The 11,185-nt window shown below is 64.9% G+C and carries 11 protein-coding genes; 9 read left to right on the top strand and 2 right to left on the bottom strand.

Annotated elements, in window-relative coordinates; genetic code table 11:
- Window positions 1-131: 131 nt before the first annotated feature.
- Window positions 132-1,235 (top strand): TRAP transporter substrate-binding protein, encoded by a 1,104-nt coding sequence (locus tag C9F12_RS15665; protein WP_045993932.1) that lies wholly within the window; start codon window positions 132-134, stop codon window positions 1,233-1,235.
- Window positions 1,236-1,373: 138 nt separating this feature from the next.
- On the opposite strand, the gene C9F12_RS15660 is transcribed toward C9F12_RS15665, so the two are convergent.
- Window positions 1,374-1,799, bottom strand: a complete 426-nt coding sequence (locus tag C9F12_RS15660) for a YqaA family protein (protein WP_108449488.1) — start codon at window positions 1,797-1,799, stop codon at window positions 1,374-1,376.
- A gap of 74 nt (window positions 1,800-1,873) precedes the next feature.
- On the opposite strand from C9F12_RS15660, the gene thiD reads away from it, so the two are divergent.
- The 5 genes from thiD (at window position 1,874) to C9F12_RS15635 (ending at window position 6,570) form a co-directional block, all read left to right on the top strand.
- Window positions 1,874-2,704 carry a bifunctional hydroxymethylpyrimidine kinase/phosphomethylpyrimidine kinase gene (gene thiD, locus C9F12_RS15655; protein ID WP_108449487.1) on the top strand — a complete coding sequence of 277 codons (831 nt, stop codon included), beginning with the start codon at window positions 1,874-1,876 and terminating at the stop codon, window positions 2,702-2,704.
- Window positions 2,705-2,886: 182 nt separating this feature from the next.
- Complete coding sequence (locus tag C9F12_RS15650) at window positions 2,887-3,732, top strand: universal stress protein (RefSeq protein ID WP_045993929.1); 846 nt, start codon at window positions 2,887-2,889, stop codon at window positions 3,730-3,732.
- 86 nt (window positions 3,733-3,818) lie between these two features.
- Entirely contained in the window at window positions 3,819-4,430 is a 612-nt protein-coding gene (locus C9F12_RS15645) for a chalcone isomerase family protein (RefSeq protein ID WP_240184268.1), read from the top strand.
- A gap of 90 nt (window positions 4,431-4,520) precedes the next feature.
- Window positions 4,521-4,958, top strand: a complete 438-nt coding sequence (gene dtd / locus C9F12_RS15640) for a D-aminoacyl-tRNA deacylase (RefSeq protein ID WP_108449486.1) — start codon at window positions 4,521-4,523, stop codon at window positions 4,956-4,958.
- 199 nt (window positions 4,959-5,157) lie between these two features.
- On the top strand, window positions 5,158-6,570 hold the full coding sequence (locus tag C9F12_RS15635) for a solute carrier family 23 protein (RefSeq protein WP_108449485.1): 1,413 nt from the start codon (window positions 5,158-5,160) through the stop codon (window positions 6,568-6,570).
- 73 nt (window positions 6,571-6,643) lie between these two features.
- Here C9F12_RS15635 and C9F12_RS15630 read toward each other — a convergent pair whose 3' ends face one another.
- Window positions 6,644-8,590, bottom strand: a complete 1,947-nt coding sequence (locus tag C9F12_RS15630; RefSeq protein WP_108449484.1) for an ATP-binding cassette domain-containing protein — start codon at window positions 8,588-8,590, stop codon at window positions 6,644-6,646.
- A gap of 71 nt (window positions 8,591-8,661) precedes the next feature.
- On the opposite strand from C9F12_RS15630, the gene C9F12_RS15625 reads away from it, so the two are divergent.
- From C9F12_RS15625 to C9F12_RS15615, 3 genes are all read left to right on the top strand, one after another.
- Window positions 8,662-9,189: a TIGR02444 family protein gene (locus tag C9F12_RS15625; RefSeq protein ID WP_240184267.1), complete on the top strand. Its 528-nt coding sequence runs from the start codon at window positions 8,662-8,664 to the stop codon at window positions 9,187-9,189.
- A gap of 158 nt (window positions 9,190-9,347) precedes the next feature.
- Window positions 9,348-10,370, top strand: a complete 1,023-nt coding sequence (gene dctP / locus C9F12_RS15620; protein WP_108131873.1) for a TRAP transporter substrate-binding protein DctP — start codon at window positions 9,348-9,350, stop codon at window positions 10,368-10,370.
- 217 nt (window positions 10,371-10,587) lie between these two features.
- A complete protein-coding gene (locus C9F12_RS15615) occupies window positions 10,588-11,166 on the top strand; it encodes a TRAP transporter small permease (protein WP_045993924.1) in 579 nt (192 codons plus the stop codon).
- Window positions 11,167-11,185 lie beyond the last annotated feature (19 nt).

The following is an 11,185-nucleotide window of genomic DNA, read 5'->3' as shown; positions in this document are numbered from 1 at the left end:
TCTATAGTTGCCCGACGAGCCATCGCCCGCTTCACGGCGTCTCGGGCCATCCCGCGAGACGCCAACTACCCGCCGGCCCTACCCTGGCCGGCAGGTCCCGACAACGCCAATACCATACAAAGGGGACTTACATGCAACGCAGCTCAATCGCCAAGGCCATTACCCTCGCCGGTGCCTCCGGTCTACTGCTGGTCGGAGCCCAGGCCCAGGCCCAGGACACCTTCGAGTGGAAGCTGGTCACCTCCTGGCCGAAGAACTTCCCCGGTGTCGGCCAGGGTCCCGAGCGTCTGGCCAAGCTGGTCGAGGAAATGTCCGACGGCCGCCTGACGATCGAGGTGTTCGGTGCCGGCCAGCTGGTACCGGGCTTCGAGGTCTTCGACGCCGTCGCCGAAGGCACCGCCCAGATGGGCCACTCTGCCTCCTACTACTGGAAGGGCAAGGCGCCCGCCGCCCAGTTCTTCGCCGCCGTGCCCTTCGGCATGAACGCCCAGGAAATGAACGCCTGGCTGCACTATGGTGGCGGCCTGGAGCTGTGGAACGAGCTCTACGATGACTTCGGCGTCGAGGTCATGACTGCCGGCGCCTCCGGCGTACAGATGGGCGGCTGGTACAACCAGGAAATCAATTCTGTCGACGACCTGGACGGCCTCAAGATGCGCATGCCAGGCCTCGGTGGTGAGGTCATGAACCGCATGGGCGTGGCCATCGTCAATATGCCCGGCGGCGAGATCTTCACCTCGCTGCAGTCCGGCGCCATCGATGCCACCGAGTGGATCGGTCCGTACAACGACCTGGCCTTCGGCCTGCACCAGGCCGCCGAGTACTACTACTACCCGGGCTGGCATGAGCCGACGGTGATGTTCGAGGCCATCGTCAACGATGAGGCCCTGGCCGAGCTGCCCGCCGACCTTCAGGCGATCCTGCGCACCGCGGTACGCGACGTGAACCAGGACGTGCTGGACGAGTACACCGCGCGCAACAACGATGCCCTGGCCACCCTGATCAACGAACACGACGTCCAGCTGCGCAAGCTGCCCGACGACGTGCTCGCCCAGGCTCAGGAGATCTCCGCCGAGGTGGTGCAGGAACTGGCCGACTCCAGCGATATCGCCGGTCGCATCTACGAGTCGTACCGCGACTTCCAGGACAAGGTGGTGAACTACCACGCCATCTCCGAGCAGGCCTACTACAACGCCCGCAACCCGGACGGCGGCACTGACTTCGGCCAGGAGTAACCCATCCAGAAGGTGTCGAGCATTGCCGACACAAGCACCCAGGGGCCGCCTCGCGCGGCCCCTGTCCGTTTTCGGGGCACGGGCGGACATCGTGTCGAATCTCGAGCCTTGCTCGAAGCGCTCGCTCTCGAGCAGTGATCAGCCGCAGCTGAAATAGCGTTCGGCAAACCACAGCAGCACCGCGTAGCGCCCGCCCTTGCTGACGACGATCCACAGCGTGGCACGCCACCACGGCAGCCGGGCGATTCCCGCGAGTACCGTCAGCGGATCCCCTACCACCGGCAGCCAGGCCAGCAGCAGACTCGCTTCTCCGCCCTTGCGATACCAGCGCTGGGCTCGTGCCAGTCCCGCCCGGGAGGCGGGAAACCAGCGCCGATCCACATACTGGATGGCGTAGCGGCCCAGGGCGACATTGACCAGACTGCCCAGGGTATTGCCCAGGGTGGCAACCAGCCACAGCGCCAGCGGCGCTTCGCCCCGGCACCACAGCCCAGCCAGCCATAGCTCGGACCCTCCGGGCAGCAGGGTGGCGCTGGCAAACGCCATGACAAACAGACTCAGCATGATGCGCTCGACATTGGCTCTCTCAGCGCCGCCTCTTGTATTCTGTGTCTTCTGCTGACTTTCGGGTGTCTTTCATGTCCCACGCCGTATCCATCCCTCACACGCTGACCATCGCCGGCTCCGACCCTTCTGGCGGCGCCGGCCTCCAGGGCGACCTCAAGACGCTGTCTGCCCTGGGCACCTATGCCACCAACGTCATCACCGCGGTGATCGCGCAGAATACCTGTGGGGTACGCGAGGTGCACCCGGTGGCTGCAGAGAGCATCCGGGTGCAGCTCGATCACCTGCTCGACGACGTGCGCATCGACGCGGTGAAGATCGGCATGGTCGCCAGCCGCGAGGTCGCCGAGACCCTGCGTGAAGCGCTCGAGGCCAGGCGTCCCCGCTGGATCGTGCTCGACCCGGTGATGGTGGCCAAGAGCGGCGACATCCTGGTCGATGAGGCCGGGATCAGTGCGGTACGCGATGTGCTGGTGCCGCTGGCCGACGTGATCACCCCCAACCTGCCCGAGGCAGCGGTACTGCTGGGGGTCGAGCCGCCCACCAGCGCCGATGCCATGGAGGCGATGCTGCCGGCGCTCAAGCAACTGTCCGCCCCCTATGTGCTGCTCAAGGGTGGCCATCTCGATGGTGATAGCTGTCCCGACCTGCTGGCCTCGCCCGGTGGCGATCGCTGGCTGCCGGCGCCGCGCATCGATACCCAGAACCTGCATGGTACCGGTTGTGCCCTGTCCTCGGCGATCGCCGCCAAGCTGGCCCATCTGTCCCAGGACGCCGACGAGTCGCAGGTCATCGACGCCATCGGCGACGCCAAGCGCTGGCTGCACCAGGCGCTCGACGCAAGCCGGCGGCTGTCGGTGGGCAAGGGGCGCGGCCCGGTGCATCACTTCCACGCCTGGTGGTAGCGGCAGGAGCAGTGGCGGGCGATGGCGGGCCGTGAAAGCCACGACACGCCGAGTCTGATCTGATCCGAGCGCAGGACGGGCGCTATCGTGCACTGACAGGGACTGACGACGCCGTTGCTTGCGCGAATCGGCACGTCCGCCCATGCTGAAGGTTCACCCACTGGCGTCGTGAGGGCAGAGCCATGACTCGCACCCTGCTGTTTGCCTGTGACCTGTCGGCAGAAAATCGTTCCGCCTTCGGCCGCGCCATCCGCCTGGCCAACGAGATGGGCGCCCGTCTCGACGTACTGCACGTGCTGGATCCCTATCTGCCCCACCGGGTGCTGCGCGACCTGGAAGGTGCGGTAGTAGATGACATCCACGCCATCGCCACCGACCTGCGCGAGGACTACGCACTGGCCGAACCGCCGCTGCTGGTGCAGACGGTGACCGGCGCCCCCTACGCCGAGATCATCCGTGAAGCCCACGATCGCAACGCCGAGATGATCATCCTCGGCACCCATCGCAAGCGCGGACACCCTGACCTGATCGGCGGCACCACCCTGGCCCGGGTGCTGTTGAGCGCCCCCTGTCCGGTGCTGACCGTCAGCCAGCCCCCCGCAGAGCCGTGGAACGACATTCTGGTTCCGGTGGACTTCTCCCTGACCTGCCGTCGCACCCTGCGCGAGACCCTGCGACACTTTCCGGAATCCCGCCTCGAACTGCTCCACGCCTGGGACGTGCCGGGCGAGCGCGAACTCGGCTCCGATACCGACTTTGCTCAGTGGCGCGATCGTGAGGTCATCCGACTTAGACAGCAGCTCGAACAGGAGATCGACCACCTGATGGCGGAATTCGATCGGGTGCCGGAACTGGAGCTGGTGCTGGAACAGGGCGACCCCCTGGACGTGTTGATCGCCCATCTGCGCCGTCAGCCTCCCGATCTGCTGGCGCTGGGCAACCGCAGTCAGGCGGGCAGACGCAGTCAGATTACCAAGCGTCTTCTGGCGGAGCCCCGTTGCGACATCATGCTGTGCCGCGCCTGGTAGTCACGGGAAGAACGCTCTACAAAAACTGTACATAAGTCATATCTCGCGCCATGATGTGTACAACATCATGTCACGGGAGTTTCATCATGCCTTCGCGACAACCCCGACAGCACCCGCTGGTTCGGCTGCTTGCCGCCGTCAGCCTGATCACCTGTCTGACCCTGACCATGGCCGCGCCCCCCGAGGCCAACGCCCAGACGTCGACGCAGCAGGTCAGCGTCAAGAGCGCTAGCTTTGCCACCCAGATCGACGACGGCCGGCGCTACGAGATGATCGGCCACGGGCTCTTCACCTATCTGGTGTGGGACGCCTACGCCGGCGCCTACTACCAGGCCGCGGGGTACCCCCGCCCCGCTCCCGAATCCGACGTCCCGCGCCGGCTGGTGCTGCACTACTTCCATGCCATCGAGGCCGATGACTTCGCCAGCACCACCCTCGAGACCGTGCGCGCGCAGGTCGGCGCCGTGGACTTTCCGTCGATTCGCCGCCCGCTGACCGCGCTGGTCGACAGCTATCGCTCCGTCGCGCCGGGCGACCGCTATTCGCTGACCTGGGATGGCGAGAGCCTGATCCTCGCGCTCAATGGCGCCCCGCTGTACCGCTCCAACGACAAGGCGCTTGCCAACGCCATGTTCGCCATCTGGCTCGGTGAAGATCCCCTGGACCGCGACTTCCGCGACGCTCTGCTGGGGCGCTGACGCCGGCGCCTCCCTGGCCAGGCAGGCCCGTGCTAGGCTAGCGGGCCCTGCTGTGTGCAATCCCCCACCCGTTGCCAGAGGAAGCCCTGCATGAAAGCCCTGATCCAACGCGTCCGCCGTGCCAGTGTCGAGGTCGAGGATCGCACCGTCGGCGCCATCGACCACGGCCTGCTGGCCCTGGTCGGGGTGGAAAAATGCGATGACGAGGCCTCGGCCGACCGCCTGTTGCACAAGCTGCTGCACTATCGCGTGTTCGCCGACGACCAGGACAAGATGAATCTCAATGTTCAGCAGGCCGGTGGAGGCCTCTTGCTGGTGTCCCAGTTCACCCTGGCCGCGGATACCCGCAAGGGGCTGCGTCCCAGCTTCTCCAGCGCGGCGCCGCCGGCCGAAGGCGATCGTCTGTTTCACTACCTGCTCGACCAGGCCCGCCAGCGCCATGCGCCGGTGGCCAGCGGCGAGTTCGGCGCCAATATGCAGGTGGCACTAATCAACGACGGGCCGGTGACCTTTCTGCTGGAGAGCTGAGAGCCCCCTCCTGGCGCCGAGCGCCAACATGCAGCGAACGCGGCGTCCTGCCACCTTTGTGATCTTCAAAAGCCCGATCGCAACGCGATGTCGGCGGGGCGGTAAACCAGGCTGTCTCGTCTCGCCCCGTCTCGCCTTGATGTTTATGGAAACATTTACCACAATCGCCTGTATACAAAAACAATCGGTGATCGTATCCATGAACAACGCCCGCTACCCCGTCAGCGTCTCGGTCTTCGACTTCCACGGCCGGCCACCACTGAGCCGTGCCCTGCCACTGTCGCTGCAACACATCCTCGCCATGATCATGGGTACCATCACGGTGCCGATCATCGTCTCCGGTGCCATCGGCGCCTCCACCGCCGAAACCCTGCTGCTGATCCAGATCTCGCTGGTGGCCTCGGCGCTGTCGACGCTGATCCAGCTGTTCGGCGTCTGGCGCTTCGGTGCCCGCCTGCCGACCATCTTCGGTGTCGGCTTTGCCTACGTGCCCACCCTGACCGCCGTGGGCGCCCAGTATGGCCTCGGCGGCATCCTCGGCGCCCAGTTGATCGGCGGCACGGCGATGCTGCTGGTCGGGTTCGGTATACGCCCGCTGCGTCACCTGTTTCCGCCGGTGGTGGCGGGGGTGGTGGTGCTGGTGATCGGCCTGTCGCTCTACGACATCGCCATCCACTACATGGCCGGGGGCAAGGGCAGCGCTGGCTACGGTGGCGGCAGGCAGTGGCTGGTGGCACTGGTCACTCTGGCCGTGGTGCTGGCGATTTCCCAGTTCGGGCGGGGCTTCATCAAGCTCGCCGCGATCATCTGCGGCATCGTGGTGGGCTACGCGCTGGCACTCGCGCTGGGCATGGTGGACTTCACTGCGGTGCATCAGGCTGCCTGGTTCAGTGCGCCGCGCCCGCTCCCCGTGACGCTCGAATTCGCGCCGGTGGCGATCCTGTCCATGGTGATCATCTGCGTGGTCAATTCGGTGCAGACCATCGGTGATCTATCCGCTACCACCATCGGTGGCATGAATCGCGAGCTGGGCCATCGGGAGCTGTCCGGGGGCTTGCTGGGCAACGGCCTGTGCACTCTGGTCGGTGCCCTGTTCGCGGCTCTGCCGACGGCGTCGTTCAGCCAGAACGTCGGTATCGTCGCCATGACCAAGGTCATCAGTCGTTCGGTGCTGGCACTGGCGGCGCTGTTTCTGCTGGCGGCGGGACTGATGCCGAAGTTCGGCGCGCTGATGACCACCATTCCCTATCCGGTGCTCGGTGGCGCCACCATCACGGTGTTCGGCATGATCACCATGACCGGTATCCAGCTGCTGACCCGCGACGAGCTGTCCGGGCGCAACATGACCATCGCCAGCCTGGCGCTGGCGCTGGGCCTCGGGCTCGCCGCGGCGCCGCAGGCCATCGCCGCGCTGCCGGACACGATCGAGATGGCGATCGGTGGATCACCCGTGGTGGTGGCGGCGCTCACCGCCGTGCTGCTCAATCTGCTGCTGCCTCACAAGAGCCTGGCCGACGAGCAGGCCGAGCGCGAGCGACTGGCCGCGCGCATGGAAGCCAGCGACACGGCTCCCGCAAGCGTGCCCGCCTCATCCCGGTGCGACTCGCAATAGCCGTTCGCCACGCCCACTCGCCCCGGCTATCGGGCGACCCAGCGACCCGAGGCGCTATCGAACCGAGCGTGGCTCAGCCCGACAGCGCCTCGTTCATTTCCTCGAGCGCCTCTTCGGCGGCGAGCCAGTCGGCCTCCAGCTCCTCGAGGCGCGCCTTGAGCTCGCCCTGGCGCGCCAGACAGTCGGTCAGTTCCTGCTTGCGCGCCGCGTCAGTGTAGAGCTCAGCGTCGCCGAGCTGCGCTTCCACCTCGCCGAGTTCAGCCTGGACCTTCTCCATGGCCTTTTCGGCCTTGTCCCGCTCGCGCTTCAAGGGCCTGAGCTTCTCGCGCAGCTCGGCGGCGGCGCGGCGCGAGGCCTTGCGATCCTCCCGCGGGGCGGCCTGGCCAGCCTCGGCCCTGTCGGCCTTGTCTTCCCTGGCCGCGCGACGATCGCTTTCCAGGCGTGACTTGAGCCAGGCCCGGTAATCCTCCAGGTCGCCATCGAAGGGTTCGACCCGATGGTCGGCGACCTTCCAGAACTCGTCGACGGTGGCCTTGAGCAGGTGGCGGTCGTGGGATACCACGATCACCGTCCCTTCGAACGACGCCAACGCCTCGGTCAGCGCCTCGCGCATCTCCAGGTCCAGGTGGTTGGTCGGCTCGTCGAGGAGCAGCAGGTTGGGCTTCTGCCAGGCAATCAGGGCCAGCGCCAGGCGTGCCTTCTCGCCGCCGGAGAACAGCTCGACCCGGGCAAACACGTCGTCTCCCGGAAAGCCGAAGCCACCCAGGAAGTTGCGGATATCGCTGTCGGCGGCCTGGGGCGACAGGCGCTGCACGTGGGTGAAGGGGGTCGCCTTGAGATCGAGCCCTTCGAGCTGGTGCTGGGCGAAGTAGCCCACCGCCAGGTGCTCGCCGGGCACCCGACGGCCAGAGAGCAACGGCAGATCGCCGGTCAGCGACTTGATCAGGGTCGACTTGCCCGCGCCATTGGGACCGAGCAGACCGATGCGCTGTCCCGGCAGCAGAGTCAGCTTCACGTCGGACAGCTGGGTGCGCTCGCTGCCGTCCTCGCGACGATAGCCCAGGCTGGCGTCATCGATCACCAGCAGCGGATGAGACGTCTTGTCCGCCGCCGGCAGGGTAAAGTGAAAGGGGGAATCGACGTGGGCCAGGGCGATGTCGCCCATGCGCTCGAGCATCTTCAGTCGGCTCTGGGCCTGGCGCGCCTTGGTCGCCTTGTAGCGAAAGCGGGCGACAAACTTCTCGATTTCCTCGCGACGCGCCTGCTGCTTCTCGGCCTGGGCCTGCTGCAGCGCCAGCTTCTCGGCCCGGGTCCGCTCGAAGGTGGTGTAGTTGCCCCGATAGAGCACCAGGCTGCGACGATCGAAGTGCACGATGTGGTCACACACCGCATCGAGAAAGTCGCGGTCGTGGGAGATCAGCAACAGGGTGCCGGGATAGCGCGTCAGCCACTGCTCTAGCCACAGCAGGGCGTCCAGGTCCAGGTGGTTGGTCGGCTCGTCGAGCAGCAGCACGTCGGAGGGCATGAACAGGGTACGCGCCAGGTTGGCTCGCATGCGCCAACCACCGGAGAACGCCGACAGCGGCTTGTCCAGATCGTGCTGGGCAAAGCCCAGCCCGACCAGCAACTGGGCCGCGCGGGCTGGCGCGCTGTAGCCGTCCAGCGCCTCGATGGCGCCGTGAAGTTCGGCCTCGCGGTGATGGTCACCGTCGGCCTGGGCAGAGGCGAGGGCAACCTCGGTACGCCTTAGTTCCGCATCCCCGTCGAGCACGTACTCGATGATGGGGCGAGACAGCGCCTCGACTTCCTGCGCCATATGGGCAATACGCTGGCCGCCACTCATCTCGACCGCGCCCTTGTCGGCGCCGATCTCGCCGAGGATCAGGCCAAACAGACTGGACTTGCCGGCGCCATTGGGGCCCACGATACCGGCCTTGTGGCCGGCGTGCAGGGTCAGGTCGGCACCCTCGAACAACGGCTCGGCGCCGCGTTGCAGGGTTACTTGGCGCAGTGCAATCATCACGGCTCCATCGGGATGAGCCCGCCGGGCCGGGCACCCGCGAGCTTCTCTAATAAAAGAAGGATATCGTCTTGGACCCCGATTCTACCGAATTCACCGCTCGCCTGCGCCCTCGCCTGGCGACTTCGCCGCTATGGGACTTCGCCCTGGCAATCTATGCCCGGCCAGGCGTCGAGCAAGCCTGCCTGACGCTGCAGGATGAGCACGGCTGGGACGTGTGTGAACTGTTGTGGCGATGCTGGCTGTATCAACAGGGCGCCCAGGCAGGTGCACTTCCGTCAGAGGTCGCCGCCTGGCAGCGCGAGGTCACCCAGCCTCTGCGCCGACTGCGCAGGGACCTGAAGCCCCAGGCGCAAGCCGACCCGCAGGTGGCGAGCGTTCGCTCGCGGATCAAGCAGGCGGAGCTCGAAGCCGAGCAACAATGCCTGCAGATGCTCATGAAAATTAGCCTGAACGAACTGGCTTTCTCGCCGATACCCGCCAGACTCCAAGGTCTAGAAAATGTGCTGCTTTCTAGCCAACAACGGCAGAAAAAAACGCAACTTATGGCCATAAGAAGCGTGGAAAGCCAGCTTGACCCTCTTCCGGCAGCGCGCTAGCCTGACGTTAACTGCATGAGAATTCCTGCATTTTTTGCATGATCGATCTTGTTCGCGCCAATAGCACAAGGTCCGAGATTCCGAAGCGAGACACGAAGCAATACAACAGGCGAACGCGATCCGCCCATAGCTCCAACACCTGCAGAGGAACCACAAGAATGAAGGCAACACAGCTGCTGACCACCGCCAGCATCGGCGCCCTGATGCTGGGTCTTTCCTCCACCGCCATGGCCGACAACTGGCGCTACGCCCACGAAGAGTACGAGGGCGATGTCCAGGACGTCTTTGCCCAGGCGTTCAAGCAGTACGTCGAGGAGAATTCCGACCATTCCGTCCAGGTCTACCGCTTCGGCGAACTGGGCGAATCCGACGACATCATGGAGCAGACCCAGAACGGCATCCTGCAGTTCGTCAACCAGTCTCCCGGCTTCACCGGCGCGCTGATTCCCGAAGCCCAGATCTTCTTCATTCCCTACCTGCTGCCCACCGACGAAGAAACCGTGCTGAAGTTCTTCGACGAGAGCAAGGCGATCAACGAGATGTTCCCCGAGCTCTACGCCGAGCACGGGCTGAAGCTGATGCAGATGTACCCGGAAGGGGAAATGGTGGTCACCGCCGACGAGCCGATCACCTCGCCGGAGGACTTCGACAACAAGAAGATCCGCACCATGACCAACCCGCTGCTTGCGGAGACCTACGACGCCTTCGGCGCGACCCCCACGCCGCTGCCCTGGGGTGAGGTCTACGGCGGTTTGCAGACCGGCATCATCGACGGTCAGGAAAACCCGATCTTCTGGATCGAGTCCGGCGGTCTGTACGAGGTCTCCCCGAACCTGACCTTCACCGGCCACGGCTGGTTCACCACCGCCATGATGGCCAACCAGGACTTCTATGACGGCCTGTCCGACGAGGACAAGCAACTCGTCCAGGACGCCACCGACTCCGCCTACGACACCACCATCGAGCACATCCAGGGCCTCGCCGAAGAAGCACTCGGCAAGATCCAGGAAGCGTCTGACGAGGTCACCGTGACTCGCCTGGACGACGAACAGATCCAGGCCTTCAAGGATCGCGCTCCGCAGGTCGAGGAGAAGTTCATCGAGATGACCGGTGAAGGCGGTCAGGAACTGCTCGACCAGTTCAAGGCTGACCTGGAAGCGGTTCAGTCCGGCGAGGAGTAATCCTCGTCTGAGCCATCGCTCCCGAAAGGGGCAGCCCTACCCGGCTGCCCCTTTTGTGTTTCCAGAGCCCTGAATAGCGACCCGACAGTCGCCGCCACGCCAGGCGCGCTGCGTGCATCCAGCGTTGACCAGATGGCTGCGAACCGCGACCCAGAGGGCGTACGCTGCGATACAGGTACGTGCGTTTCTCCCGGAATTTCCGACCAAGGATCCCATCATGACCGAAGAAGAATCCGAACAGCACTACCACTCGGGGTTGCCTGGTTTTCTGGGCACCATCGATACGTGGATCAGCAAGCTGGAAGCCATCATTCTTGCCGTGGGCGTGCTGCTGATGGCGGCCAATACCATCGCCAACGTCGTTGGCCGCTTCGTGCTCGGCGAGAGCATCTTCTTCAGCGGCGAGATCAACCGCATTCTGATCATCATGATCACCTTTGCCGGTATCGGCTATGCGGCGCGCCACGGGCGCCATATTCGCATGTCGGCGATCTACGATGCCCTGCCGGTAGGTGGCCGCAAGGCATTGATGATCTTCATCTCCCTGTTTACCTCTCTGGTGATGTTCTTCCTGCTGTACTACTCGGTGATCTACATCGTCGACCTGTATGACAAGGGACGCATTCTGCCCGCCCTTGGCATCCCGATCTTCTGGATCTACCTGTGGGTACCGCTGGGCTTTCTGATCACCGGTATCCAGTACCTGCTCACCGCCATCAAGAACCTGACCTCCCGCGACGTCTACCTGTCGACCGGCGTGCTGGATGGCTACAAGGATACGGAGACCGAAGTATGAGTGACGCGACGGTGGCAGC

The sequence above is a fragment of the Halomonas sp. BN3-1 genome (genome assembly GCF_003056325.1).
GTDB lineage: Bacteria > Pseudomonadota > Gammaproteobacteria > Pseudomonadales > Halomonadaceae > Halomonas > Halomonas litopenaei.
Note: the sequence above shows the minus strand (reverse complement) of the source record. Positions and strands in the feature narration are given on the sequence as shown.

What these genes read in the sequence shown, in the direction of transcription:
- C9F12_RS15665 (WP_045993932.1), top strand. Translation starts at nt 132, where the DNA reads ATGCAACGCAGCTCAATCGCCAAGGCCATTACCCTCGCCGGTGCCTCC.
- C9F12_RS15660 (WP_108449488.1), bottom strand. Translation starts at nt 1,799, where the DNA reads ATGCTGAGTCTGTTTGTCATGGCGTTTGCCAGCGCCACCCTGCTGCCC.
- thiD (WP_108449487.1), top strand. Translation starts at nt 1,874, where the DNA reads ATGTCCCACGCCGTATCCATCCCTCACACGCTGACCATCGCCGGCTCC.
- C9F12_RS15650 (WP_045993929.1), top strand. Translation starts at nt 2,887, where the DNA reads ATGACTCGCACCCTGCTGTTTGCCTGTGACCTGTCGGCAGAAAATCGT.
- C9F12_RS15645 (WP_240184268.1), top strand. Translation starts at nt 3,819, where the DNA reads ATGCCTTCGCGACAACCCCGACAGCACCCGCTGGTTCGGCTGCTTGCC.
- dtd (WP_108449486.1), top strand. Translation starts at nt 4,521, where the DNA reads ATGAAAGCCCTGATCCAACGCGTCCGCCGTGCCAGTGTCGAGGTCGAG.
- C9F12_RS15635 (WP_108449485.1), top strand. Translation starts at nt 5,158, where the DNA reads ATGAACAACGCCCGCTACCCCGTCAGCGTCTCGGTCTTCGACTTCCAC.
- C9F12_RS15630 (WP_108449484.1), bottom strand. Translation starts at nt 8,590, where the DNA reads ATGATTGCACTGCGCCAAGTAACCCTGCAACGCGGCGCCGAGCCGTTG.
- dctP (WP_108131873.1), top strand. Translation starts at nt 9,348, where the DNA reads ATGAAGGCAACACAGCTGCTGACCACCGCCAGCATCGGCGCCCTGATG.
- C9F12_RS15615 (WP_045993924.1), top strand. Translation starts at nt 10,588, where the DNA reads ATGACCGAAGAAGAATCCGAACAGCACTACCACTCGGGGTTGCCTGGT.